We start from the raw sequence: 23,882 nt of genomic DNA, 5'->3' as shown, positions 1-23,882 counted from the left end.
GTAAACCGCGTTAAATAAGAAGAACAGTTAATAACAATAAAACGAGGATGTAGGGATGAAGAAGAACAACAACGCTCAGCGAATCGGCCAGTTGTCAGCAGTTGCGGCAATGATGCTGGCCGGCAGCGTCCACGCGGCTGACGCGTTCAGCTCCGATTCGGAGTGGATGACCGGGGACTGGGGTGGCGAGCGGACCAAGCTGATCGAGCAGGGCATCGACATCAAGATGGACTACGTCGGTGAGGTGGGCGGCAACCTTCACGGCGGCTACAACAACGACAAGACGGCGCGCTACTCCGACCAGTTCGGTCTGGGCGTGGCGCTGGACCTGCAAAAACTGTGGGGCTGGGACAACACCCAGGCCAAGATCCAGCTGACCAACCGTAATGGCGAAAACATTTCCAACGACCGTGTTGGCGATCCGCGTGCCGGCACACTCAGCTCCTCGCAGGAAGTCTACGGTCGTGGTCACATGGTGCGGCTGACCCAGTTGTGGATCAAACACCAGTTCTTCGACAACAAACTCGACGTCAAGGCCGGTTACTTCGGCGAAGGCGAAGACTTCAACACCTTCCCGTGCGAGTTCCAGAACCTGGCGTTCTGCGGTTCGCAAGTGGGTAACTGGGCGACCAACATCTGGTACAACTGGCCGGTCAGCCAGGCGGCCATTCGCATCAAATACAACATCAACGACGAGCTCTACGCGCAGATCGGTGCGTACAACCAGAACCCGTCGCAGCTGGAACATGGCAACGGCTTCAAGTTGAGCGGCAGCGGCACCAAAGGCACCGTATTGCCAGTGGAACTGGTCTGGTTGCCTAACCCGAACAGCCTGCCGGGCGAATACCGTGTCGGTTACTACAAGAGCACGGCCGATGCCGACGACGTTCGCGAAGACGTCAACGGTTTCGACGCGGCGACCACCGGTGATGCCTACCGTACCCACAGCAGCAAGCACGGTTACTGGTTCGTTGCGCAACAGCAACTCACCAGCCATAACGGTGACAAGAGCCGTGGTCTGAGCATCGCTGCCAACGCCACGTTCCACGACAAGGACACCAACTTCATCGACAACTATCAGTCCGTGATGTTTGTGTACAAAGGTCTGTTCGATGCGCGTCCGAAGGATGACTTCGGTATCGGTGCTGCGCGTATTCACGTCAACGATGACGTGAAGAAAAACGCCGAACTGCTTAACGTCTCCAATGGCGTTTCGGATTACGACAATCCGGTGTTCTCGCCGATTCGTGAAACCGAATACAACTACGAGATCAACTACGGCTTCCACGTGACCAACTGGCTGACCGTGCGCCCGAACCTGCAATACATCACTCATCCGGGCGGTGTGGATGAAGTGGATAACGCTTTGGTCGCTGGCCTGAAAATTCAGTCTACGTTCTGACGCGTCTGCGATAAGCTCCTCTCTATGTGCGCATATTTGCGGACAGCCAAGGCTGTCCGCTTTTTTTTGGACAGGGGTGTCGCAGCCCATGAAAGTTGAATCTGGAACCGTGGCCCATGCATGAGCATCCGCTGCAACGCTTCTTCAAATCCTTGCGCGAACGTCCGGTGTTCGCCTGGGAGCGCTATCAGATGCGCGATGTGCTGGTGATCGATCATCCGCTGTGTCAGGCGGTGTTCAGTCGTCAGGGTGCGCAATTGCTGCACTTTCAACCGCGCGGGCAAAAGCCGTGGTTGTGGTGCGCGGCGAAATGGCCGCATGTCGGCGCGATTCGCGGTGGCGTGCCGGTATGCTGGCCGTGGTATGGCCGTCACCCGAGCGAAAACGCGTGGCCGTCCCATGGCTGGGCGCGATTGCTGGACTGGAAACTGCTCGACAGCAGCAGCGCCGAGGACGGCGTGCGCCTGCATTGGCAATTGCAGCTGTGCGACTGGCAGGTGGACCTGCACGCGCACCTGGGCGAACGCATGGAATTGCGCCTGAGCACCGAGCATCAGGACGACATGCCGTGCCAGTTGAGCCAGGCTTTGCACGCTTACTGGCGTATTGGTGACGTGAGTGAGATAGCGCTGTCTGGGCTCGAAGGGGCGCAGGGTTACGACCAGTTGAACCGTGAGGTTTGCCAGCAGGAAGGCGAGTTGCGGGTCGATGGTGGCTGTCAGCGAGTGTTCCAGCACGACGGCGAATTACAGCTCAAGGATCACGCCTGGCAGCGCGAATTGTGTATCGACACTGGCGACAGCGCGGACACCGTGGTGTGGCATCCGGGGGCGCGGCCATTGCTGGGCGTAACCTGGGATGAGATCTCGGAGTTTGTCTGTGTTGAAGCGGCGGCGGGTGGCACCGACAGCCTGCATCTGGCGCCGGGGGAGAAGGCGCATTTGAGTTTGCAGGCGTGGGCGGGGGCTTGAGTGTGTCAGTTCGACCGCTGCCCTCACCCTAACCCTCTCCCGGGGGGAGAGGGGACTGACCGAGTTGGATTGGCTATTTACACCGACTTGCGACTACAGCGGTGATCTTGGCTTGGCCAAGCCAGAGGAAACGTTGATCGTTCAGGTCGATGTAACTTTTGAGGGCAACACCGTCGGCCCCCTCTCCCTCCGGGAGAGGGCTGGGCGGGCGGCGTTCCGATGAGGGTTGGCTTTTAAGCTTTTAACGCCTTAGTTGAACTCATCTCCAACCGGATACCGGCTCGCATTCAAGCTCTCTTTGATCTTGCGCAGATGCGGCTGGAAATCCACCCCGCGACGCAAGGTCATCCCCGTCGCCAGTACATCCAGCACGGTCAACTGAATGATCCGCGAAGTCATCGGCATATAGATGTCGGTGTCTTCCGGCAGCGGAATGTTCAGGCTCAGCGTACTGGCCTTGGCCAGCGGTGAGTTCTCGGCCGTCAGGCCCAGCACCGAAGCGCCGTTCTCCCGTGCGATGCGCGCCACTTCCACCAGTTCGCGGGTGCGGCCGGTGTAGGAAATGATCACGAACAGCTCGCCGGTGTGCGCCACCGATGCAATCATCCGTTGCATCAGCACATCGGCGTGAGCAGTCACCGCCAGGTTGAAGCGGAAGAATTTATGCTGCGCATCCAGCGCCACCGGAGCCGAAGCACCGAGGCCGAAGAAGTGAATCTGCCGGGCCTGGATCAACAGGTCGACGGCGCGGCTGATAAGGTTCGGGTCCAGTGCCTGGCACGCGCTGTCCAGCGAGGCGATCGCACTGCCGAAAATCTTCTGCGTATAGGCCTCGGGATTGTCGTCAGCTTCCACTGCGCGGCTGACATAGGCCGCGCCGCTGGCCAGGCTCTGCGCCAGTTGCAACTTGAGTTCGGGGTAGCCGCTGACGCCGAACGAACGGCAGAAACGGTTGACCGTCGGTTCACTGACCGACGCCGCCTGGGCGAGGGCGGCGATGCTGAAGCGTGTGGCCTGCTGTGGGTTGAGCAGGATCACTTCGGCGACTTTGCGTTCGGCCTTGTTCAGCTCTTCAAGGCGACTCTGGATCTGTTCCAGTAAATTTCGCACGCGGTCCATAAGAATTCCTAGATTCACCGGCGCCGATAAGCGCGCGGCTATGCAAATTGGGCCTTTGATGTGGCCCGTGACGGTGGCCTATCCTACTGATGGCTCCGACCGACCACCACTCGGAATCTGTATTTTGCGAAAATGTTGTGGTTATTACTACATTTTCCCTTGAGTGATGCCTTGAAAAAAGGTATTTGTAGCTTAACTTGATAAAAGAACAAACATCATGCCTTTGATTACGGTTGAACCGTGCACATTCGCCTTGTTCGGCGCCTTGGGCGATCTGGCCCTGCGCAAGCTGTTTCCTGCCCTTTATCACCTTGATGGCGCCGGCCTGCTGCACGAGGACACGCGCATTATCGCACTGGCCCGTGAGGCGGGCACCGAGCAGCAGCATCTGGCGTTCATCGCCGCCGAGCTGCGCCGTTACGTGGGCAAGGAGCTGGACGAGGCCGTGGCCGAGCGCTTTCTGGCACGCCTGACCTACCTGCACGTCGACTTCCTCAAGGCTGAAGATTATGTGGCGCTGGCCGAACTGGCCGGCAGCACGCAACGCATGATTGCCTACTTCGCCACCCCGGCGGCGGTGTACGGCGCGATCTGCGAGAACCTGGCGAAAGTGGGTCTGGCGGAAAACACCCGCGTAGTGCTGGAAAAACCGATCGGCTCCGACCTGGAATCCTCACGCAAGGTCAACGACGCCGTGGCGCAGTTCTTCCCGGAGAACCGCACCTACCGCATCGACCACTACCTGGGCAAAGAAACCGTTCAGAACCTGATCGCCCTGCGTTTCGCCAACAGCCTGTTCGAAACCCAGTGGAACCAGAACTACATCTCCCACGTGGAAATCACCGTGGCCGAAAAGGTCGGCATCGAAGGCCGTTGGGGTTACTTCGACAAGGCCGGCCAGCTGCGGGACATGATCCAGAACCACCTGCTGCAACTGCTCTGCCTGATCGCCATGGATCCGCCGGCCGACCTGTCCGCCGATAGCATCCGCGACGAGAAGGTCAAGGTGCTCAAGGCCCTGGCGCCGATCAGTCCGGAAGGCCTCACCACGCAGGTGGTGCGCGGCCAGTACATCGCCGGGCACAGTGAAGGCAAGTCCGTGCCGGGCTACCTCGAAGAGCCGAATTCCAACGCCCAGAGCGACACCGAAACCTTCGTCGCGCTGCGTGCCGACATCCGCAACTGGCGCTGGGCCGGCGTGCCGTTCTACCTGCGCACCGGCAAGCGCATGCCGCAGAAACTGTCGCAGATCGTCATCCACTTCAAGGAACCGTCGCACTACATCTTCGCCCCCGAACAGCGCCTGCAGATCAGCAACAAACTGATCATCCGCCTGCAACCGGACGAAGGCATTTCCTTGCGCGTGATGACCAAGGAGCAAGGCCTGGACAAGGGCATGCAACTGCGCAGCGGCCCGCTGCAACTGAATTTTTCCGACACCTGGCGCAGCGCTCGGATCCCCGATGCCTACGAGCGGTTGTTGCTGGAAGTGATGAACGGCAATCAGAACCTGTTTGTCCGTAAAGATGAAATCGAAGCCGCGTGGAAATGGTGTGACCAGCTGATCGCCGGGTGGAAAAAATCCGGTGACGCGCCCAAGCCGTATGCGGCCGGGTCGTGGGGGCCGATGAGCTCCATTGCATTGATCACGCGGGACGGGAGGTCGTGGTATGGCGATATCTGATGTGAAACTGCCTGAGGGCGTGAATGCCCGCGAATTCAAGAGCCCGGTGCTGCTCGCCGAAGGCCTGGCGCTGAATGTCGCCAAGCAGTTGAGCGAAGCGCTGGCGGCACGTGGCAACGCCGTGCTGGTGGTGTCCGGCGGTCGTAGCCCGGTGGCGTTTTTCCAGCACCTGGCCAAGCAGGAACTGGACTGGTCGAAGGTCGTCGTGACCCTGGCCGACGAACGCTGGGTACCGGTCGAACATGCCGACAGCAACGCCGGTCTGCTCAAGCAATATCTGCTCAAGGGCCCGGCGGCCAAGGCGCAGTTCCTCAGCCTCTACAGCGCGGCGGCCAACGTCGAGCGGGCTGCGGAGCAGGCTGATCGTTTGCTCGCCGAATTGCCGCCCATTGACGTGCTGGTGCTGGGCATGGGTGATGACGGTCACACCGCGTCGCTGTTCCCGGACAGCCCGAACCTGGCCGAAGCCCTGCAAGCCGACGGCACCCGTCGCTGCTGGCCGATGCTCGCACCAAGCGTGCCACGCCAGCGCCTGACCATGAGCCGCGCACTGCTGGCCTCGGCCCGGCACAAGATTCTGTCGATTTCCGGTCAGTCGAAACTGACCACCCTGAATGCCGCACTGGCATCCAACGACGTCGCCGCCATGCCGGTTCGCGCGTTTCTGCAACCTACGTTAGAGATTTACTGGTGCCCATGAGCCAAGGAACAGCCGCTATGACAATTCCATCCCCGACCGTTTCCATGGCGGACAAAGTTGCCCTGATCGACAGCCTCTGCGCCAAGGCGCGGATCCTGCCGGTGATCACCATCGCCCGCGAACAGGACGTGCTGCCATTGGCCGACGCTCTGGCTGCCGGCGGTCTGACCGCGCTGGAAGTGACTCTGCGTTCGCAGTTCGGCCTCAAGGCGATCCAGATCCTGCGCGAACAGCGCCCGGAACTGGTGACCGGTGCCGGCACCGTGCTCGACCGCAACATGCTGGCCGCGGCCGAAGCCGCCGGTTCGCAATTCATCGTCACCCCGGGCATCACCCGTGACCTGCTGGAAGCCAGTGTCGAAAGCCCGATCCCGCTGCTGCCGGGCATCAGCAATGCCTCCGGCATCATGGAAGGTTATGGCCTGGGTTATCGCCGCTTCAAGCTGTTCCCGGCTGAAGTCAGCGGTGGCGTAGCGGCAATCAAGGCCCTCGGCGGCCCGTTCGGCGAAGTGAAATTCTGCCCGACCGGCGGCGTCGGCCCGGCCAACATCAAGAGCTACATGGCGCTGAAAAACGTCATGTGCGTGGGCGGTAGCTGGATGCTCGATCCGGAGTGGATCAAGAACGGCGACTGGGCCCGCATTCAGGAATGCACTGCCGAGGCGTTGGCGCTGCTGGACTGATACTTTTCAATTAGTTGCAACCCTACACTTCGTTGTGTGTTCTACGGCTTTAACGGTGCGCTTGGTCGGTGCGCCGTTTTTTTTTGCCCGAAAAATCCTTCGTTATCTCGAGATACATAGTTACCGCACCCGGCCTCGCGTGTGGCGCTAACCTGCGTTCATCTTATGGAAGAGAGAATGCGTCATGGATAACCAGTCTTCAGCTCCATCGGTTTATCAACTGGCCCCCGAGCAAGTCGCGGGGCCTTATTTTCGCAATCCCAAACTGCTGCGCCGCAACATCAGCGAAGGCGCCGAGGGCCTGCCGTTGCTGCTGCGCCTGACCATCGTCGATGCCATGACCGGCGAGCCGGTCAGTGGTGCGCTGGTGGATATCTGGCACTGCAACGCACGCGGCGCGTATTCCGGCTGGAGTCGGGTCAACCCGGATCTGGAAGTCGACGTCGAGGATATCGGCTCGATCCCGCGAACCGACGATGACACCTACCTGCGCGGTGGTCAGTTCAGCGACCACAAGGGCAGGGTGCGCTTCACCACGATCTATCCGGGTTTCTACGCCGGGCGAGCCCTGCACATTCACGTGGCGGTGCGCATCGTTGCCGGCAATGAATATCTGGAGGAGCGCAATGTAGCCTGGGTCGGCCAACTGTATTTCCCGGAGGTGGTCTCCCGCGGCGTGCTCAACAACAAGGCCTATCGCGGGCGAGGCTCGGCGCCGGTGTGTAACGCCGACGATGCCTACTACACCACTATGGGCGGAGAAGCATCGACCCTGACCGTCTGGCCGATCGGCCGCGACTCGCACGAGGACGGCTACTTTGGCCACCTCACGATCGGCATCGACACCTTTGCGGTGTCGTCGCAGATCAAGCCCGAGGACTTCGACAAGTACACGGTTTAACGCAGTTCGTTCAGCGCCTGAACCAGCAGCTGGATTTCCGTCGCCGTGGTGGTCAGCGACGGCGTGATACGGATGCATGGCCCACAGGCCGCGCCGTTGCGCACCACGGTGAACAGGTTGTAGTCGTTGAGCAGGCGTTCGACCATCGCCTGCTGGTCGGCATGACGGGTAAAGCGTAGCGAGGTGATGCCGCAATACAGACGCGGATCGTCCGGGGTCGTGACTTCGATGCCCGGCAGATTGCGCACGGCGCTCACCCACAGGTTGCGCAAGTAATTCATCCGCGCGCCTTTGGCGGCCGCGCCACCCAGTGCGCGGTGTTCCTCGAACACCAGTGGCAAGGTCATCAACGCCGGAATGTTCGGCGTGCTGTAAGGCGTGCGCGAACGGATGTCGTCAGCCGAAAAATGCATCTCGCCCATGTCCCGGTCGATGTCGGCCAGGCGCTGCGGTGCAATGTAGATAAAGCCGAGGGTCAGCGGCGAGCCGATCCACTTGTGCAGGTTGTACCCGGCGAAGGCGATGCCCAACGCTTCGAGGTCGAACTCGATCTGCCCGAGAGCATGGGCGCCATCAAGGATGATATCGACGCCATGCTCCCTGGCCAGCGAGGCAATGGCCTGCACCGGCATCACCAGCCCGGTGCGGTGGGTGACGTGAGTCAAAGCCATCAGCCTGAGCTTAGGATAGCGGGTAAAGGCTTCGCGGTAAGTTGCCAGCAGGCTGTCGAAGCTGGCCGGGTGGGCGTGCTCGATCTCGATCACCTCGACCCCGCGATGCTGCGCCAGCCAGCGCATGGCGCCCTTGACCGTGTCGTACTCCAGATCGCAGATCAGCACCTGGTCGCCTGGCTGCAGGCGGTTGTAGTTGCGGATCAGCGATTGCAGGCCGGCAGTGGCGTTGTGGGTAAACGCCACGCTTTGCGCGCGGACGCCGATCAGCTCGGCCAGTTGCGCGCGTATGTCGAGGAGGTCGTTCTGTTCGAAACGTTGGCGCACGTAGATCGAGTTGCTGTTGTTGATCAGCTCGACGTTGCGCTGATACTCCTCGATCACGGTGCGCGACATCCGTCCGAAGTAGCCGTTCTCCAGGTTCACGGGGCCGGGGTGGCGATCGTAACGGTCGGCGAAGGTTTGCCAGAAGGCTTCGTCTCGGGCGCGGCGGGTGTTATCGGGCATGGTCGACTCGACTCGGATCAGGATGACGCCTCAGTGGCGCGGGGCAGGCTTGCCATGTTTGGCGCGCAGCGGTTCGAGCAGTTCCGACAGGCCGTTGTGATCGATTTCCTGCATCAATGCCAGCAGCCCGCCCAGTTCTCCATGGGGAAAACCTTCCCGGGCGAACCAGTTCAGGTACGGGCCCGGCAGGTCGGCAATGATCCGGCCCTTGTACTTGCCGAAGGGCATTTCGCGGGTGATCAGCAGTTCGAGCTTTTCAGGGTTCATCGTTGGAATCGTCTGGGTTTGAAAACACGTTGGAAAATACAGGCATTCTGCATGCAGGCCAAATGACAGATCATGCAAATAACAGGCATACAGATTTTCGTTTTATTTTTAAGTCATTGAAAATTAACGATTAATTTCTTTTCGAAAAGCTGGCACGACCACTGCAACACTCCTTGCATCTTTCACCACGCAAGGAATTGAAAAATGACTGACATGAATAAAGAAGCCATCTCCGTCCTCAACGACCTGATCGAAACCAGCAAGGACGGTCAGGAAGGCTTCAAGACCTGCGCTGAAGACATCAAGCACCCAGAACTGAAAGCGCTGTTCACCCAGCGCTCTGCCGATTGCGCCACGGCGGCGGCCGAGTTGCAGGCGGCCGTGCGTTCGATGGGCGGCGATCCGGAAACCTCGACCAGCGTCAGCGGTGATCTGCACCGTCGCTGGGTCGACGTCAAAGCGATGTTCACCGGCAAGGACGAAGAGGCTGTGCTCAACGAAGCCGAGCGCGGTGAAGACCACGCCCTGAAGGCTTATCGTGAAGCGATCGAGAAGATCAACAAGCACAACCTGGTCGGCATCCGTGACCTGGTGGAGCGCCAGTACCACGGCGTGCAACGCAATCACGATCAGGTGAAGGCGCTGCGTAACCAGGCTCGCGCACGCTCGTAAGCGTTCGAAGCCCACAAAAAACGCCAGCTGGTCTGGCGTTTTTTGTGTCCGGATTTAACCGGGGGACCATCAGCCGATGCTGATGGCCGGCAAGGTCGGCAGGGTAACGGTTTGCTGTTTACGCGGGGCTAGGATCTCGGCTTCGCCATCCACCACCAGCTCATCGCGCTGGTTGAATACGCGCGTGGCAATACGCACGCGGAATTTCGGCAGTTTCTCCAGAATCTCCAGACGTACTGTCAGGGTGTCGCCGATCTTCACCGGCTTCTGGAAGCTCATCTGCTGGCCAATATAAATGGTGCCCGGTCCAGGCAGCTCGCAAGCCACGGCTGCACTGATCAGCGCACCGCTGAACATGCCGTGGGCGATGCGTTCCTTGAACATGCTGGCGGCGGCGAACTCGGCGTCCAGGTGCACCGGGTTGTGGTCACCGGACATCGCGGCGAACAGCTGAATGTCGCGTTCCTCGACAGTCTTGCTGTAGCTCGCGGTCTGGCCCACTTCGAGGGCTTCGTAAGGGATGTTGGTAACCTGGGTCATGGGTCTGAATTCCTGTGACGGATTAAATGAATCCACAAAAAATTATTCGCTGCGGTGCGGCCGGCGATGGCTCAAGGCCTGGTCGATCCAGGCCAGCACATCGGCGGTCACTTCGTCGCGGTTGCTCTCGTTGAACAATTCGTGCCGCGCCTGTGGGTAGATCTTGAGTTGCAGGTTCTGGCTGCCGGCCGCGCGCAAGGCGTTGGCCAGATCAGTCAGACGCTTGCCTTCGCTCACCGGATCACATTCGCCGCCAATCACCAGCAGCGGCAGGCCCGGATCAATCTGGGCGAGATTGGACGCTTTGCTGATTTGCTGCAACCCGCCGAGCAGGTCGATCCACAACTGATTGGTGCAGCGAAAGCCGCACAGCGGGTCGGTGGCGTACTTGTCGACCTCGGCCGGGTCGCGACTCAGCCAGTCAAACGCGGTGCGCGCCGGTTTGAATTTATTGTTGAACGAGCCGAACGACAGCCATTCGATCAGCGCGCTGCGACCCTTGGCGCCCTGGCGCAGCTTTTCAAACCGGGCGATCTGCCGGGCCGCGCGGTACAGCGCAACCGGCTGGAAATTCGAGCCGCTGAGAATCGCGCCATGCAGGCTGGCGCTGTGATGCAGCAGATAAGCCTGGGCAATGTAACTGCCCATGCTGTGCCCGAGCAGCACGATCGGAACCCCTGGATGACGCTGGCCGAGGAACTGGTTGAGGCTCGCGAGATCTCCAACCACCTTGCACCAGCCGTCGTCGTCAGCGAAGTGTCCGAGCGTCCCATGATCGGCCGTTTTGCCATGGCCGCGCTGATCGGGTGCGTACACACCGTAGCCTTCGGCGCAGAACGCCTCTGCCAGCCGAGCGTAGCGGGCGCTGTGTTCCGCCATGCCGTGGGCCAGCAGAATCAACGCTTTCAGCGGCGCGTTCGGCAGCCACAGGTTGACGAAGAGGCGGCTGCGGTCACTCGCGTCCAGCCAGAAGGTGTCGTGGATCATGGCGATTCCTTTTGCGGCCTGTTTTTGCTGAAGCGTCTTGCAGAGGTTGCATTGTATAGCGCGTCCGATCAGCTCACGCCACGGCAGGAAGATTCACACGATCAATGACGACCTTACCCATATTTGCCTGATTGACCATAGCTGCTAGTGTCCGTGAAGCCCCGCTTTTTGCTCTCGGCTTTTTCAGGGACCGAAAGAAATGACAGCGAAGCGGCCCCGGATCGGCTCAGGTAAAGAGGACAAGAACAATGCAACCTGATTTCTGGAATGACAAACGCCCGGCGGGCGTACCCCTGGACATCGACGCGGGTGAGTTCAAGTCGGTGATCGAGGTGTTCGAGCGTTCCTGCAAGAAATTCGCTGATCGCCCGGCGTTCAGCAACATGGGCGTGACCCTGACCTACGCCGAGCTGGAGCGCCAGAGCGCCGCGTTCGCCGGTTATCTGCAAGCCCACACCGATCTGGCGCCGGGGGATCGCATCGCGGTGCAGATGCCCAACGTCCTGCATTATCCGATTGCCGTGTTCGGCGCCTTGCGTGCCGGGCTGATCGTGGTCAACACCAACCCGCTGTACACCGCGCGGGAAATGCGCCACCAGTTCAAGGACTCCGGCGCCCGGGCGCTGGTGTACCTGAACCTGTTCGGCCAGAAAGTCCAGGAAGTGCTGCCGGACACCGACATCCAGTATCTGATCGAAGCGAAGATGGGCGACCTGATGCCCACCGCCAAGGGCTGGCTGGTCAACACTGTGGTCAGCAAAGTGAAGAAGATGGTGCCGGCGTATTCGCTGCCCCAGGCGATTTCCTTCAAGAGCGCGTTGCGCATGGGTCGGGGCCTGGGCATCAAGCCGTTGAAGGCCGGCCTGGATGACATCGCCGTCCTGCAATACACCGGCGGCACCACCGGCCTGGCCAAGGGCGCGATGCTCACCCACGGCAATCTGGTGGCGAACATGCAGCAGGTGCGCGCCTGCCTTGGTCAGTTCGGCAGCGACGGCCAGCCGCTGTTGCGCGAAGGGCAGGAGGTGATGATTGCGCCGCTGCCGCTGTACCACATCTATGCCTTCACCGCGAATTGCATGTGCATGATGGTGTCGGGCAACCACAACGTACTGATCACCAACCCGCGTGACATCGGCGGCTTCATCAAGGAGCTGAAGAACTGGAAGTTCTCGGCGCTGCTGGGGCTCAACACGCTGTTTGTCGCGCTGATGGATCATCCGGACTTCAAGACCCTGGATTTCTCCACCCTCAAGCTCACCAACTCCGGCGGCACCGCGCTGGTCAAGGCCACCGCCGAGCGTTGGGAGCAGATCACCGGTTGCCGGATTACCGAAGGTTATGGCCTGACCGAAACCTCGCCGGTGGCCTGCACCAACCCGTACGGCGAGCTGTCGCGGATCGGCACGGTCGGCCTGCCGGTGCCGGGCACCTTGTTGAAGATCATCAACGACGACGGCGTCGAGCAGCCCCTGGGCGAGCGCGGCGAGTTGTGCATCAAGGGCCCGCAGATCATGAAGGGCTACTGGAACAAGCCCGAGGCCACCGCCGAAGTGCTGGATGCCGAGGGCTGGTTCAAGTCCGGCGACATTGCAGTCATCGACCCGGACGGTTTCGTGCGCATCGTCGACCGCAAGAAAGACATGATCATCGTCTCCGGTTTCAACGTGTATCCGAACGAAATCGAAGACGTGGTGATGGCCCACCCGAAAGTCGCCAACTGCGCAGTGATCGGCGTGCCGGACGAGCGTTCCGGCGAGGCGGTGAAGCTGTTTGTGGTGGCGCGGGAAACCGGAGTCAGCCTGGAAGAGCTGAAGGCCTACTGCAAAGAAAATTTCACCGCTTACAAGGTGCCAAAACACATCGTGCTGCGTGAGTCGTTGCCGATGACGCCTGTCGGGAAAATTCTGCGCAGAGAGTTACGCGATATCGCATAAAAGAATTGCGCTTCACTCTATCGCGAGCGGGCTCGCTCCCACAGGATCATCAGTGAACCTGTGGAAGCGAGCCCGCTCGCGATTTTTTTGGTTCAAGCCCCTGAAAACCGGGACTTTCAAGGTGTTATAGGATTTTTGCTCTAAAATGACTCCCAGTAGTTCTTGAGTCATGAAAATGACTGTAGGGGCCGCTTTTGGCTCTAGTCGACCCTTGGCAAAGCTGCTACTCTCGGCGCGCTTTGTGACTTCTCGGCCTTGTAAAAAGCCAGACTCACCAATAAACAAACACCAATAATAATCGCATCAAATGCGGTGCTGAATTCGCGTTGCTGAGGAGTGGGCTTCCATGATCGAAGACTTTTGGAAGGATAAGTACCCCGCTGGAATTGCTGCCGACATCAATCCAGACGAGTACCCGAATATTCAGGCAGTGTTGAAGCAATCCTGCCAACGCTTCGCCGACAAACCGGCGTTCAGCAACCTGGGCAAGACCATCACCTACGGTGAACTGTACGAATTGTCCGGTGCGTTTGCCGCTTATCTGCAACAGCATACCGATTTGCAGCCCGGTGATCGAATCGCCGTGCAACTGCCCAACGTGTTGCAGTACCCGGTCGCCGTCTTCGGCGCCATCCGCGCCGGGCTGATCGTGGTCAACACCAACCCGCTGTACACCGCGCGGGAAATGGAACACCAATTCAACGACTCCGGTGCCAAGGCGCTGGTGTGCCTGGCGAACATGGCGCACCTGGCCGAAGCCGTGGTGCCGAAAACCGGCGTCAAACACGTCATCGTCACCGAAGTCGCCGACCTGCTGCCGCCGATCAAGCGCCTGCTGATCAACAGCGTCATCAAGTACGTGAAGAAAATGGTTCCAGCCTATCACCTGCCAAAAGCCGTCAAGTTCAACGACGTGCTGAGCAAGGGCCAGGGCCAGCCGGTGGCAGAAGCCAACCCGGACAGCGGCGATGTCGCAGTGCTGCAATACACCGGCGGCACCACCGGCGTGGCCAAGGGCGCGATGCTCACCCATCGCAACCTCGTCGCCAACATGCTGCAGTGCAAGGCGCTGATGGGTTCCAACCTCAATGAAGGTTGCGAGATCCTGATCACGCCACTGCCGCTGTACCACATCTATGCGTTCACCTTTCATTGCATGGCGATGATGCTGATCGGCAACCACAACATCCTGATCAGCAACCCGCGCGACCTGCCGGCGATGGTCAAGGAACTCTCGAAGTGGAAGTTCAGCGGCTTCGTCGGCCTCAACACGCTGTTCGTGGCCCTGTGCAACAACGAAGGTTTCCGCAAGCTGGATTTCTCGGCGCTGAAAGTCACCCTGTCCGGCGGCATGGCCCTGCAACTGGCCGCAGCCGAGCGCTGGAAAGCGGTCACCGGTTGCCCGATCTGCGAAGGTTACGGCATGACCGAAACCAGCCCGGTGGCCACGGTCAACCCGATCCAGAACATCCAGATCGGCACCATCGGCATTCCGGTGCCGTCGACCCTGTGCAAAGTCATTGACGACGCCGGTGTCGAGCAGCCGCTGGGCGAAATCGGCGAGCTGTGCGTAAAGGGCCCGCAAGTGATGAAAGGCTACTGGCAGCGTCAGGAAGCCACCGATGAAATGCTCGACAGCGAAGGCTGGCTGAAGACCGGCGACATCGCGCTGATCCAGCCGGACGGCTACATGCGCATCGTCGATCGCAAGAAAGACATGATTCTGGTGTCCGGTTTCAACGTGTATCCGAACGAACTGGAAGACGTGCTGGCGGCCCTGCCGGGCGTGTTGCAGTGCGCAGCCATCGGCGTTCCGGACGAAAAATCCGGCGAGGCGATCAAGATCTTCATCGTCGCCAAACCGGGTGTCACCCTGACCAAGGAACAGGTGATGGAGCACATGCGCGCCAACGTCACCGGCTACAAGGTGCCGCGTTCCGTGGAGTTCCGCGATGCGTTGCCGACCACCAACGTCGGCAAAATCCTGCGTCGCGAGTTGCGCGACGAAGAGCTGAAGAAGATCAAGGCGAAGAGCGCCGCATAAAACAGAAAGCCCCGCAGATGCGGGGCTTTCTGTTGGTGCAGAGCAGGGCCTGGATTATGCGGTGAACCTGCCCCTCACCCCAGCCCTCTCCCGAGGGAGAGGGAGCCGATCGGGGGGCTGTTCAAAACCCGAGTTCGGCTCGATATCTCAGGTCGACGTACCTTGTCCAATCACCTCGGTCGGTCCCCTCTCCCTCTGGGAGAGGGCTAGGGTGAGGGGGGAGGGGCCCCCGAAATCTTACTGGCGGAACGGCGCAAAGTTCACGTTGGTCCCCGCCGGGCGCATGTCCTGCAGGTACGAGTCCTTGTCGGCGCTCAGTTCCAGGCTCAGGGCAGCCTTGCGTTTGCCTTCGTTGCGGATCACCAGGCCTTCGAGTTTCTCGCGCAGGAACACGGTCGGCACTTTCAGGTGCAGCAGTTCGTCGGTGGCCGGGGTGTGCATCAACAGGTGGATCCACTCGTACTGACCGATCGCCAGGCGCGACACCGGCAGGTCGAACCACCAGATGTTGCGGTTACGGTTCAGTTCGGCGAAGTGGCAGTTGTTGGTGCCGAGCACGGCACCGCCCAATTCCTGGTTGCGACGGGCGATGGCCTGCTTTTTATCGAGTTTCATAACATTCCTGCGGGGTCGGTTCTGTGGCGCCTGGCGCCCTTTTGATGGGCATTCTCGGGGGTACGCTCGTAAACATAAAGCCCAACCTGCACACCGCGACGAAATGAAGCCCTGAAAATAAATGAAACTTGGCGCAAACCGGGTCAGTCAATCATTACGTACTGACTTTCCCCGTTAATGTTCCAAGGAGAATCACCATGGGTAGCACGAGCGATAAAGTGAAAGGCATGGCCAACGAAGCGGTCGGCAACGTCAAGCAAGGTGTCGGTAAAGCCACCGATAACACCAAACTGCAGGCCGAAGGCAAAGTGCAAGAGAAGAAAGGCGAGGCCCAGCAAGCGGTGGGCAAAGCCAAGGATGCGGTCAAGAAAGGCGTCGACAAGGCCTGATCAGGCCTTGAACGAAACAGCGAAGCGGCCATCCAAGGATGGCCGTTTTCGTATCCCGCTCACATGCGGTCAAGGAACACAGTGTTTCAAAGTCGCCAAGTAAGCTACTTTGATGAGAGAAAAACGGCCCCTGAGTCGCCACGACTTCAACCTGTTTTGCGGCGAAAGGAGACGCGAATGATTTTCCCCGACATGAAAGGTCTGCCCCTGCACCGGGTGATGGTGCGCACGGTCACCGAATTCGTCGACGACGAGATGTCGACCTATGCCTCGGCACTGGCCTACCAGATGCTGTTCTCGCTGTTCCCGTTCATTCTGTTTCTGATTGCCCTGATCGGTTTCCTGCACCTGCCGGACTTCTTCTCCTGGCTGCGCCTGCAATCGGAGCTGGTGTTGCCGCCCCAGGCGCTGGAGCAGGTCAACCCGGTGATCGATCAACTGCAGCAATCCAAGGGCGGCCTGCTTTCGGTGGGTATCGTCATCGCCCTGTACACCGCGTCTGCCGGCGTGCGCCTGATGATGAGTGCGATGAACGCCGCCTACGACGTGGTCGAGGGCCGGCCCCTGTGGAAGCGGTTTCCGCTGTCGATCATCTACACCGTCGGCATCGCCGGCATGTTGCTGGTGGCCGCAGCGCTGATGGTGCTCGGCCCGCAGGTGATGGGCTGGATCGCCGCGCAGGTCGGGCTCGAAGAAGTCATCGTCACCCTGTGGACCATCGCCCGCTGGCCGGTGATCGTGATCCTGATGATGGTGGCCGTGGCGCTGATCTACTACGTGATGCCCGACGTCAAACAGGAATTCCGTTTCATCACCCCCGGCTCGGTGCTGGCGGTGGTGGTGTGGATCATCGCGTCCCTGGGCTTCGCGTTCTACGTCAAGACGTTCGCCAACTACAACGCCATGTATGGCAGCATCGGTGCGATCATCGTGCTGTTGCTGTATTTCTACATTTCCGCCGCCGTGTTGTTGCTCGGTGCAGAGATGAATGCGGTGATCGAACACATGTCCAGCGAGGGCAAGGATTCGGGCGAGAAAGTCCCCGGCGAACTCGATGAACATCCCAAACAACACGTTTCCGGCCTCGGGCGCGATCACTCGCTCAAGCCGAACACTGACGAAGCCTGATCATGATCCGTGAAATCCTGAAGATGGGCGACGAACGCCTGCTGCGCATCGCGCCGCCGGTGCCCGCCGAAATGCTCGACAGTCCCGAGCTGTGGCAATTGATCGACGACATGTTCCAGACCATGGAAAGCGTCGGCGGCGTCGGTCTCGCCGCGCCGCAGATCGGTGTCGATCTGCAACTGGTGATCTTCGGTTTCGAGCACAGCGAGCGTTATCCGGACGCCGAAGCGGTGCCCCAGACGATCCTGATCAACCCGCTGATCACGCCGCTCAGTCCGCTGATGGAAGAGGGGTTCGAAGGCTGCCTGTCGGTGCCGGGCCTGCGGGGCGCGGTGGATCGATACCAGCGGATCCGTTACGAAGGCGTCGACCCCAAGGGTGAGCCGATCTCGCGGGTGGCCTCAGGGTTCCATGCGCGGGTGGTACAGCATGAATGCGATCACCTGATCGGGCGCCTGTACCCGTCGCGCATTACCGATTTCAGCAAGTTCGGTTTTACCGAAGTGATGTTTCCGGATCTCGATCCCAACGCTGACGACTGACTAGCCCGCGCGCGGTGCCAGTTCCATGGCAATCATCGGCTTGCTCCGCGCATAACGACTCAAGCGCTCGGCCATGGCCTGGGGCAGGGCAGGATCGAAAGTGAAGCCGCGCCGCTCGTAGAATCCGCGCAAGTCCGGGTGGCAGAACAGCCAAACCGGCCCCTCGACGTCCTTCACCGCTTCGGCAATCAGCTGCGCGGCAATGCCTTGCTCGCGGCAGGCCGGATCAACAAACAGTCCGGTCAGCCAATGCCCGCCGAACACCGGCCGCAGGCACAGCGCCGCCACGATTTCCTCCCGCCGCGCCACCCACAATTGCGCCTCGCGCACGGCTTTCATCGACGATTGATGCTGGCGGTAGAACTTGTTCATCAGAGGCCAGGACAGGTCGTCGAGCTGGCTGTAACGGATGTCGGTCATGAATCGGACTGCCGGTGCAAAAGCTGCGGATTATAAAACAACGTGCCCGCCGGGATAGGTGTATACCTGATCTCACATCCCCTCTGAGTGGAGTACGCATCATGTCCAAAGGTATGGATTCGAAGAAAGCCGCGAAGAAGAAACCGGCCAAGACCGCCATCGAAAAACGCCACGAGAAGAGGGCGAAAAAAGTCGACATCTTTGGCCATTGATCACGCCGTTCGGGAGCCCGGATCCGGGCTCCTGTCTTGCCCTTGAAAACAGCCCGCAAAAATAATCTGCAAGATTTCCCGTTGGTGTTGCACAGAACGATCAGACCCTCGTTCCGAGCCACGCCATGCCCCACTATTTCGACGATGCCCATCGCCTACAGATCGAAACCCTGCGCCAGCGCTTCACCGCCCGCACCGAGTGGCCGACCTGGCTGCTGCTGATTGGCGTATATGGTGGCTGGTTCGCGATTGTGCTGGGCAGCGAATGGCTCGGCGTCTGGTGGAGCACGCTGCTGCTGATTCCGTTACTGGTGCTGTGGCTGTCGGTGCAGCACGAATTGCTTCACGGTCATCCGACGCGCTGGACCTTCGTCAACAAAATCCTCGGCTATGCGCCGTTTGCGGTGTGGTATCCCTACACGCTGTATCGCGACAGCCATTTGCAGCACCATCGCGACGAACACCTGACGATTCCCGGCGTCGATCCCGAAAGCCGTTACTTGAGTGCCGAGCGCTGGCAGGGCCGTTCGTTGTTCGAACGCAGCCTGCACTGGCTGAACAAAACCGTATTGGGCCGATTCATTCTTGGCGCACCGCTGGCGTTGCTGGCGCTGGCCGGTCAAGAACTGCAACGTCTGAAAAGCGGCGAGCGCCAGGCCTGGCTGATGTGGTTGACCCACGGCGCCCTGACCGTGCTGATGCTTTTTTTCATCGCCCGCTACAGCGTGTTGCCGGTGTGGCATTACCTGTTTTTGATCAGCGTCCCGGCGCTGTCGATCGCGATGGTTCGCTCCTACTATGAACACCGACCGCACACGCAACCGGAGCAGCGCACGGTGCTCAACGAAGCCGGATGGCCGTGGCGCTGGCTGTTCCTGAACCTGAATTTCCATCTGGTGCATCACGACTTGCCGAAGCTTTCGTGGTACGACTTGCCCGAGGCCTACCGCATGCGCCGGGAACAGTGGGTGGCGCGCAGTGGCGGTTTTCTGGTGCAAGGATATGGGCAATTGTGGCGCCGGCACGGCATCAAGCCGATCGACAGCCCGCAGCATCCTTTTATTTGAGGCCAGCATGACGTCAGGTTACGCAGAACTATTGATGTACATCGCACCCGAGCCGATTCGCGCGGCGAACGAGCAGTGGCTGGCGCGGATTCTCGAACACCTGGGCCGTTCGCGGCTCGATGCCGACGGCTTGTCGTTGCTTGAACTTTGGCGCTCGCCTGATTTGTTGCTGACCCAGACCTGCGGCTATCCGCTGATGACCGCGCTGCGTGGGCAGGTAAAGATTGTCGGTCGTCCGCGTTACGAATTGCCCGACGCCAGCGCCGGCAACCATTGCAGCCTGATCCTCGCCCGCGCCGAGGATCCGCGCCGCAATCTGGCGGAGTTCTTCGACAGTCGCGGGGTGATCAACAGCGAGGACTCCAACAGCGGCATGAACCTGTTGCGTCAGCGTCTGGCGCCGCTGCATCGGGACGGTCAGTTTTTCGCCTCTGTGGGCATCAGTGGCGGGCATCGCGAAAGCCTGCGCTGGTTGCGCGAAGACCGCGCCGATCTGGCGGCCATCGACAGCGTGACCTTTGCGTATCTGGCGCAATACGCCGCTGCAGAGGTCAGCGGCTTGCGGGTGGTGGCACGCAGTGCGTTCAGCCCGACCTTGCCCTTCATCACCGCTGCCAGCACGACGGACGAACAGATTGAACACCTGCGCCGGGCGATGAATCGCAGCCTTCAAGACCTGCCCGATGTGGCCCGCATCCTCGGTTTGCCCGAAGTCCTGCCCGCCAGTGAAAGTGATTACCTCGTCCTGCTGGATTATCAGCGCGAGGTCGAAGAGCTGGGTTATGGCCGCTTGCGCTAGCAGTCTCTTGTAATTCACTAATGGAATATAAAAATTCTTTTTAAGTATTTTTAACGCATAAGGCGCCTTGCTAGGATCGCGCCACCGGACGACCGGACATTCAGCGACCCTTGACCAAGGAGCCCCCATGTCCGGCGCCGACTTATCCCATCGCAATCATGTGCACACGTTGTTTGGCGACCATTACCAGTGGTTGTGCACACGTCTGCGTCGGCAATCGAATGATGCGGCCACCGCCGAAGACATCGCCGCCGAAACCTTCGCGCAACTGCTCGAAGCGCCGGGCCTGACCGCCATCCGTGAACCCCGCGCCTTGCTCACCACCATCGCCCAACGCCTGCTGTACGAGCGCTGGCGGCGGCGTGATCTGGAGCGTCGGCATTTGCACCAGCTTCATCAGGGTGACTTCGATCACCCGCCGTCTCCCGAAGAACTCGCCGACCTGTCGCAGAGCCTCAAGCACCTGGACCGGACGCTCCAGCGCCTGCCGGGCAAGGTGCGTTCGACCTTCCTGCTGGCGCGAATCGACGGCCTGACCTACCCGCAAATCGCCGCCGAACTGGGTATCTCCCAACGTTCGGTGAGCCTGTACATGACCCGCTCCCAGGCCTTGTGCAACCGCCACAGCGCCAACCAAACCCTGATTTCCTCCCAGAACAAGAGGTCCGCATGAGATCGCTCAAAACCCTGCTCGGCAGTTCGCTGCTGGCCCTGACCCTGACCGCCGGCCACGCCGTGGCAGCGGAAAAAACCGCGCCGATCCACTTCGGTGACATCACCTGGGAAAGCGGCAGTTTCATCACCGAAGTGCTGCGCCTGATCGTCGAGAAAGGCTACGGCTACCCGACCGACACCCTGCCGGGCAGCACCGTCAGCCTGGAGGCGGCGCTGGCGAAAAACGACATTCAAGTGATCGGCGAAGAGTGGGCAGGGCGTAGTCCCGCGTGGGTCAAGGCTGCCGCCGAGGGCAAGGTGTTTGGCCTCGGCGACACGGTGAAGGGCGCCACCGAAGGCTGGTGGGTGCCGGAATACGTGATCAAGGGCGACCCGGAGCGCGGGATCAAACCGCTGGCGCCGGAACTGAAATCCGTGGCCGATCTGCCGCGCTACAAGGATGTGTTCAAGGACCCGGAAGACCCGAGCCGCGGGCGCTTCCTCAACAGCCCGACCGGCTGGACTTCTGAAATCGTCAACAGCCAGAAACTCAAGGCGTATGCGTTGAACGACAGTTACGTCAACTTCCGCACCGGCTCCGGCGCGGCGCTGGATGCCGAGGTGGCGTCGTCGATCAAGCGGGGCAAACCGGTGCTGTTCTACTACTGGTCGCCGACGCCGCTGCTCGGTCGCTTCAAACTGGTGAAGCTGGAAGAGCCACCGTTCGACGCCGAAGCCTGGAAAACCCTGGCCGATGCCAACAACCCCAATCCGAGAGGCACCCGTTCGATGCCGGCGAGCCTGGCGATTGGCGTGTCGGCGCCGTTCAAGGCGCAGTACCCGGAACTGGTGACGTTCTTTGAAAAGGTCGACTTGCCGATCGATCTGCTGAACCAGACTCTGGCCGGGATGAGCGAAAAGCGCCAGCAGCCACGGCAGGTGGCCGAGGCGTTCCTGCGCGATCAACCGCAAGTGTGGAAGCCTTGGGTGCCGGGTGATGTGGCGAACAAGGTGAGTGGGAGTCTGTAGTTCTTTTCTGATATTTCTGTAGTGCTGCACCGACGCCATCGCGGGCAAGCCCGCTCCCACAGGGTTGTGCGCAATGTTAAAGCCAGCGTGGTACCTGTGGGAGCGCGGCTTGCCCGCGATGGCGTCCGACCGGCAAAAACGTTTTTGCGCTGAACCGTTTCTCGTCCGCTTCCTGTCCGAACTCCCGCATTACTGGCCGACTAGTGGCCTTGCGCAAGGCCTTGCGCTGTCTATGCTCATTCATAACTAACTATGTCGACCGCCATTCAAAGCGCTCCGGCGGCAATCGGTTAGCCGTGAACAAAGCTGCCAGAGTGCGCAATCCAAGGCACCGACACTTGACCGACAAGGAGCTTTTTTTTAAATGGAAGTTCTTCTGCATGTTAGGAATGGCCCGCCTGCGGGCTATCAAGAAAAGGATGTCTTGATTAGAGCGTCGCTGCATGGACTCTTTGATTAATCATCGTTTATCACCTGACAACTTCCTCCCGTGGAGGAAGGCGTGTGCCTGTTCTGTGGAACGTAGTGGTGGATTCTGAAAGACCTGAACTTTCATCAAATCAAAAGAACGCGCGGAAGGTGATAGAGACATGTTCAACCTACATCACAAGGCTGATCTGCAGGAAATCGAACGTTTCAGCTGTGCCCTGACCGAAGCCAACGCCAAGCTGGCGGCGATCAGCCGTTCGATGGCAATGATCGAATTCACCCCCGAGGGCATCGTTCTGGATGCCAATGACAACTTCTGCAAGACCATGGGCTACAGCGCCGATGAAGTGCGTGGCAAACACCACCGGATCTTTTGTGAAGAGGAGTTTTACCGCAGCGAGGAATACGCCAAATTGTGGCGTGACCTGGCCCGGGGCGAACCCATCAGCGGCACTTTCCTGCGTTTGAACAAAAGCGGTCGGGAGATCTGGCTCGAAGCCAGTTACATGCCGGTGTATGGCCCGGACAAACAGGTCCGAAGTGTGATCAAAGTGGCGGCGGATATCACCGCGCGAGTGAACAAGGAGAAGGAAGAGGAGAGCATGCTGGCCGCCATCGGTCGCTCTATGGCGGTGATCGAGTTCACCCCGGAAGGCAATGTGATCACGGCCAACGACAACTTTCTCAAAACCATGCAGTACTCGCTCAACGAAATCGTCGGCCATCACCACAGTCTGTTCTGTCATCGGGTCGAAGCCGAGTCCGCGCAGTACAAGGCGTTCTGGGCCTCGCTCAATCGCGGCGAATATCACTCGCACCGCTTCGAGCGCAAGAACAAGTCCGGGCAGACCGTTTACCTCGAAGCTTCTTACAACCCGCTGTTCGACGCCAAGGGTCGGTTGTACAAAGTGGTGAAGTTCGCCAGCGACATCACCCACCAGATGACCACCTTGCAGACTGCTGCGGAATCGGCCCACAGCACCTCGGTACAAAACGACGCCTGTGCGCAAAAAGGCTCACAGGTCGTGCAGCAAACGGTGCAGATCATTCAGGACATTTCCCGCGACCTCAACGAGGCGGCGCTGAGCATCGATGCGGTCAGCAAACAGTCGGACATCATCGGCACCATCGTTCAGACCATTCGCGGAATTGCCGACCAGACCAACCTGCTGGCGCTCAACGCGGCCATCGAGGCGGCGCGGGCGGGGGAACACGGGCGTGGTTTTGCGGTGGTGGCAGACGAAGTGCGCAGCCTCGCGGCACGGACCAGTCAGGCGACCCTGGAGATCGTCGATGTGGTGCGCAAGAACCATGAGTTGTCATTGAGCGCGGTGTCGAGCATGCAGTCGAGCCTGAGTCGCACCGGGCTCGGGGTGGAACTGGCGAACGAGGCGGGGGATGCGATCCGCGAGATTCAGCAGGGCTCGCGGCATGTGGTGGATGCGATCAGCCAGTTCAACGAGACGTTGCAGTTGAACTGACTGATCGCAACATCCGAAAAACCTGTGGGAGC

General features: G+C 60.0%; 24 protein-coding genes and 1 pseudogene. 18 read left to right on the top strand and 7 right to left on the bottom strand.

The annotated features are described in order from the left end of the window. Nucleotides 1-55 precede the first annotated feature (55 nt). Nucleotides 56-1,402, top strand: coding sequence for a carbohydrate porin (locus PDR5_RS22240; protein WP_064598937.1), 1,347 nt, complete (start codon nt 56-58; stop codon nt 1,400-1,402). 116 nt (nt 1,403-1,518) lie between these two features. Further along, nucleotides 1,519-2,373 (top strand): D-hexose-6-phosphate mutarotase, encoded by an 855-nt coding sequence (locus tag PDR5_RS22235; protein ID WP_064598935.1) that lies wholly within the window; start codon nt 1,519-1,521, stop codon nt 2,371-2,373. Nucleotides 2,374-2,622: 249 nt separating this feature from the next. Here the strand turns inward: PDR5_RS22235 and PDR5_RS22230 are convergent, their stop codons facing one another. Continuing rightward, nucleotides 2,623-3,483 carry a MurR/RpiR family transcriptional regulator gene (locus PDR5_RS22230; protein ID WP_169842436.1) on the bottom strand — a complete coding sequence of 287 codons (861 nt, stop codon included), beginning with the start codon at nt 3,481-3,483 and terminating at the stop codon, nt 2,623-2,625. Nucleotides 3,484-3,709: 226 nt separating this feature from the next. Here PDR5_RS22230 and zwf point away from each other — a divergent pair, with 226 nt between their 5' ends. The 4 genes from zwf (at nt 3,710) to PDR5_RS22210 (ending at nt 7,460) form a co-directional block, all read left to right on the top strand. After that, nucleotides 3,710-5,176, top strand: coding sequence for a glucose-6-phosphate dehydrogenase (gene zwf, locus PDR5_RS22225; RefSeq protein ID WP_064598933.1), 1,467 nt, complete (start codon nt 3,710-3,712; stop codon nt 5,174-5,176). Beyond that, nucleotides 5,163-5,876, top strand: a complete 714-nt coding sequence (gene pgl / locus PDR5_RS22220) for a 6-phosphogluconolactonase (protein WP_064598931.1) — start codon at nt 5,163-5,165, stop codon at nt 5,874-5,876. Before zwf ends, pgl begins: the two co-directional genes overlap by 14 nt. A gap of 17 nt (nt 5,877-5,893) precedes the next feature. Further along, entirely contained in the window at nt 5,894-6,559 is a 666-nt protein-coding gene (locus tag PDR5_RS22215; RefSeq protein WP_064598929.1) for a bifunctional 4-hydroxy-2-oxoglutarate aldolase/2-dehydro-3-deoxy-phosphogluconate aldolase, read from the top strand. 184 nt (nt 6,560-6,743) lie between these two features. Beyond that, nucleotides 6,744-7,460, top strand: coding sequence for an intradiol ring-cleavage dioxygenase (locus tag PDR5_RS22210; protein WP_064598923.1), 717 nt, complete (start codon nt 6,744-6,746; stop codon nt 7,458-7,460). Here PDR5_RS22210 and PDR5_RS22205 read toward each other — a convergent pair. Beyond that, nucleotides 7,457-8,638, bottom strand: coding sequence for an aminotransferase class V-fold PLP-dependent enzyme (locus tag PDR5_RS22205; RefSeq protein ID WP_064598921.1), 1,182 nt, complete (start codon nt 8,636-8,638; stop codon nt 7,457-7,459). The two genes, PDR5_RS22210 and PDR5_RS22205, sit on opposite strands and share 4 nt — an antisense overlap. Before the next feature lie 30 nt (nt 8,639-8,668). Next, the gene (locus tag PDR5_RS22200) at nt 8,669-8,905 is read right to left on the bottom strand and encodes a DUF3820 family protein (RefSeq protein WP_003213031.1); all 237 of its coding nucleotides are present in this window, start codon (nt 8,903-8,905) and stop codon (nt 8,669-8,671) included. Between the two features lie 204 nt (nt 8,906-9,109). Here PDR5_RS22200 and PDR5_RS22195 point away from each other — a divergent pair, with 204 nt between their 5' ends. Next, nucleotides 9,110-9,577 carry a ferritin-like domain-containing protein gene (locus PDR5_RS22195; RefSeq protein WP_064598919.1) on the top strand — a complete coding sequence of 156 codons (468 nt, stop codon included), beginning with the start codon at nt 9,110-9,112 and terminating at the stop codon, nt 9,575-9,577. 69 nt (nt 9,578-9,646) lie between these two features. Here PDR5_RS22195 and PDR5_RS22190 read toward each other — a convergent pair whose 3' ends face one another. Both PDR5_RS22190 and PDR5_RS22185 read right to left on the bottom strand, forming a co-directional pair. Continuing rightward, entirely contained in the window at nt 9,647-10,117 is a 471-nt protein-coding gene (locus tag PDR5_RS22190; RefSeq protein WP_003227420.1) for a MaoC family dehydratase, read from the bottom strand. A 42-nt stretch (nt 10,118-10,159) separates the two neighbouring features. Continuing rightward, entirely contained in the window at nt 10,160-11,104 is a 945-nt protein-coding gene (locus tag PDR5_RS22185; protein WP_064598917.1) for an alpha/beta hydrolase, read from the bottom strand. A gap of 248 nt (nt 11,105-11,352) precedes the next feature. Between PDR5_RS22185 and fadD2 the strand changes: the two genes are divergently transcribed. Both fadD2 and fadD1 read left to right on the top strand, forming a co-directional pair. After that, a complete protein-coding gene (fadD2, locus tag PDR5_RS22180) occupies nt 11,353-13,041 on the top strand; it encodes a long-chain-fatty-acid--CoA ligase FadD2 (RefSeq protein WP_064598915.1) in 1,689 nt (562 codons plus the stop codon). 346 nt (nt 13,042-13,387) lie between these two features. Further along, nucleotides 13,388-15,085 carry a long-chain-fatty-acid--CoA ligase FadD1 gene (fadD1, locus tag PDR5_RS22175; RefSeq protein WP_064598913.1) on the top strand — a complete coding sequence of 566 codons (1,698 nt, stop codon included), beginning with the start codon at nt 13,388-13,390 and terminating at the stop codon, nt 15,083-15,085. A 237-nt stretch (nt 15,086-15,322) separates the two neighbouring features. On the opposite strand, the gene PDR5_RS22170 is transcribed toward fadD1, so the two are convergent. Next, complete coding sequence (locus PDR5_RS22170; protein ID WP_007951149.1) at nt 15,323-15,700, bottom strand: hypothetical protein; 378 nt, start codon at nt 15,698-15,700, stop codon at nt 15,323-15,325. 197 nt (nt 15,701-15,897) lie between these two features. Between PDR5_RS22170 and PDR5_RS22165 the strand changes: the two genes are divergently transcribed. The 3 genes from PDR5_RS22165 (at nt 15,898) to def (ending at nt 17,759) form a co-directional block, all read left to right on the top strand. Continuing rightward, on the top strand, nt 15,898-16,089 hold the full coding sequence (locus tag PDR5_RS22165) for a CsbD family protein (protein ID WP_064598911.1): 192 nt from the start codon (nt 15,898-15,900) through the stop codon (nt 16,087-16,089). 177 nt (nt 16,090-16,266) lie between these two features. Then, nucleotides 16,267-17,217 (top strand): YihY/virulence factor BrkB family protein, encoded by a 951-nt coding sequence (locus tag PDR5_RS22160; RefSeq protein WP_039766115.1) that lies wholly within the window; start codon nt 16,267-16,269, stop codon nt 17,215-17,217. A gap of 2 nt (nt 17,218-17,219) precedes the next feature. Next, nucleotides 17,220-17,759 carry a peptide deformylase gene (gene def / locus PDR5_RS22155; RefSeq protein ID WP_064598909.1) on the top strand — a complete coding sequence of 180 codons (540 nt, stop codon included), beginning with the start codon at nt 17,220-17,222 and terminating at the stop codon, nt 17,757-17,759. Here the strand turns inward: def and PDR5_RS22150 are convergent, their stop codons facing one another. Next, nucleotides 17,760-18,179, bottom strand: a complete 420-nt coding sequence (locus PDR5_RS22150) for a GNAT family N-acetyltransferase (protein ID WP_064598907.1) — start codon at nt 18,177-18,179, stop codon at nt 17,760-17,762. 337 nt (nt 18,180-18,516) lie between these two features. Here PDR5_RS22150 and PDR5_RS22145 point away from each other — a divergent pair, with 337 nt between their 5' ends. The 6 genes and pseudogenes from PDR5_RS22145 (at nt 18,517) to PDR5_RS30565 (ending at nt 23,850) form a co-directional block, all read left to right on the top strand. Then, entirely contained in the window at nt 18,517-19,458 is a 942-nt protein-coding gene (locus tag PDR5_RS22145) for a fatty acid desaturase (RefSeq protein WP_064598905.1), read from the top strand. Between the two features lie 7 nt (nt 19,459-19,465). Continuing rightward, nucleotides 19,466-20,257, top strand: coding sequence for a phosphate/phosphite/phosphonate ABC transporter substrate-binding protein (locus PDR5_RS22140; protein ID WP_064598903.1), 792 nt, complete (start codon nt 19,466-19,468; stop codon nt 20,255-20,257). Between the two features lie 127 nt (nt 20,258-20,384). Beyond that, nucleotides 20,385-20,930: a sigma-70 family RNA polymerase sigma factor gene (locus PDR5_RS22135; protein ID WP_064598900.1), complete on the top strand. Its 546-nt coding sequence runs from the start codon at nt 20,385-20,387 to the stop codon at nt 20,928-20,930. Continuing rightward, nucleotides 20,927-21,940 carry an ABC transporter substrate-binding protein gene (locus PDR5_RS22130; protein ID WP_064598898.1) on the top strand — a complete coding sequence of 338 codons (1,014 nt, stop codon included), beginning with the start codon at nt 20,927-20,929 and terminating at the stop codon, nt 21,938-21,940. The genes PDR5_RS22135 and PDR5_RS22130 overlap by 4 nt, the downstream gene beginning before the upstream one ends. Nucleotides 21,941-22,530: 590 nt before the next feature. Beyond that, nucleotides 22,531-23,301: pseudogene (locus PDR5_RS30570) on the top strand (PAS domain-containing protein); the annotation flags it as partial. A gap of 9 nt (nt 23,302-23,310) precedes the next feature. Beyond that, complete coding sequence (locus PDR5_RS30565; protein ID WP_371320920.1) at nt 23,311-23,850, top strand: methyl-accepting chemotaxis protein; 540 nt, start codon at nt 23,311-23,313, stop codon at nt 23,848-23,850. Nucleotides 23,851-23,882: the final 32 nt, after the last annotated feature.

The sequence above is a fragment of the Pseudomonas sp. DR 5-09 genome, from assembly GCF_001655595.1.
Lineage (GTDB): Bacteria > Pseudomonadota > Gammaproteobacteria > Pseudomonadales > Pseudomonadaceae > Aquipseudomonas > Aquipseudomonas pharyngis.
The sequence above is the reverse complement of the archived record's forward strand: the minus strand, read 5'-3'. Positions and strand labels throughout refer to the sequence as shown.

Excerpts from the sequence above, each read along its gene's own strand:
- PDR5_RS22165 (WP_064598911.1), top strand. The coding sequence starts at position 15,898 with ATGGGTAGCACGAGCGATAAAGTGAAAGGCATGGCCAACGAAGCGGTC.
- fadD1 (WP_064598913.1), top strand. The coding sequence starts at position 13,388 with ATGATCGAAGACTTTTGGAAGGATAAGTACCCCGCTGGAATTGCTGCC.
- PDR5_RS22210 (WP_064598923.1), top strand. The coding sequence starts at position 6,744 with ATGGATAACCAGTCTTCAGCTCCATCGGTTTATCAACTGGCCCCCGAG.
- PDR5_RS22145 (WP_064598905.1), top strand. The coding sequence starts at position 18,517 with ATGCCCCACTATTTCGACGATGCCCATCGCCTACAGATCGAAACCCTG.
- PDR5_RS22150 (WP_064598907.1), bottom strand. The coding sequence starts at position 18,179 with ATGACCGACATCCGTTACAGCCAGCTCGACGACCTGTCCTGGCCTCTG.
- PDR5_RS22160 (WP_039766115.1), top strand. The coding sequence starts at position 16,267 with ATGATTTTCCCCGACATGAAAGGTCTGCCCCTGCACCGGGTGATGGTG.
- fadD2 (WP_064598915.1), top strand. The coding sequence starts at position 11,353 with ATGCAACCTGATTTCTGGAATGACAAACGCCCGGCGGGCGTACCCCTG.
- PDR5_RS22205 (WP_064598921.1), bottom strand. The coding sequence starts at position 8,638 with ATGCCCGATAACACCCGCCGCGCCCGAGACGAAGCCTTCTGGCAAACC.
- def (WP_064598909.1), top strand. The coding sequence starts at position 17,220 with ATGATCCGTGAAATCCTGAAGATGGGCGACGAACGCCTGCTGCGCATC.
- PDR5_RS22130 (WP_064598898.1), top strand. The coding sequence starts at position 20,927 with ATGAGATCGCTCAAAACCCTGCTCGGCAGTTCGCTGCTGGCCCTGACC.
- PDR5_RS22170 (WP_007951149.1), bottom strand. The coding sequence starts at position 15,700 with ATGAAACTCGATAAAAAGCAGGCCATCGCCCGTCGCAACCAGGAATTG.
- PDR5_RS22215 (WP_064598929.1), top strand. The coding sequence starts at position 5,894 with ATGACAATTCCATCCCCGACCGTTTCCATGGCGGACAAAGTTGCCCTG.
- pgl (WP_064598931.1), top strand. The coding sequence starts at position 5,163 with ATGGCGATATCTGATGTGAAACTGCCTGAGGGCGTGAATGCCCGCGAA.
- PDR5_RS22140 (WP_064598903.1), top strand. The coding sequence starts at position 19,466 with ATGACGTCAGGTTACGCAGAACTATTGATGTACATCGCACCCGAGCCG.
- PDR5_RS22190 (WP_003227420.1), bottom strand. The coding sequence starts at position 10,117 with ATGACCCAGGTTACCAACATCCCTTACGAAGCCCTCGAAGTGGGCCAG.
- PDR5_RS22240 (WP_064598937.1), top strand. The coding sequence starts at position 56 with ATGAAGAAGAACAACAACGCTCAGCGAATCGGCCAGTTGTCAGCAGTT.
- PDR5_RS22135 (WP_064598900.1), top strand. The coding sequence starts at position 20,385 with ATGTCCGGCGCCGACTTATCCCATCGCAATCATGTGCACACGTTGTTT.
- PDR5_RS22195 (WP_064598919.1), top strand. The coding sequence starts at position 9,110 with ATGACTGACATGAATAAAGAAGCCATCTCCGTCCTCAACGACCTGATC.
- zwf (WP_064598933.1), top strand. The coding sequence starts at position 3,710 with ATGCCTTTGATTACGGTTGAACCGTGCACATTCGCCTTGTTCGGCGCC.
- PDR5_RS22185 (WP_064598917.1), bottom strand. The coding sequence starts at position 11,104 with ATGATCCACGACACCTTCTGGCTGGACGCGAGTGACCGCAGCCGCCTC.
- PDR5_RS22200 (WP_003213031.1), bottom strand. The coding sequence starts at position 8,905 with ATGAACCCTGAAAAGCTCGAACTGCTGATCACCCGCGAAATGCCCTTC.
- PDR5_RS30565 (WP_371320920.1), top strand. The coding sequence starts at position 23,311 with ATGACCACCTTGCAGACTGCTGCGGAATCGGCCCACAGCACCTCGGTA.
- PDR5_RS22235 (WP_064598935.1), top strand. The coding sequence starts at position 1,519 with ATGCATGAGCATCCGCTGCAACGCTTCTTCAAATCCTTGCGCGAACGT.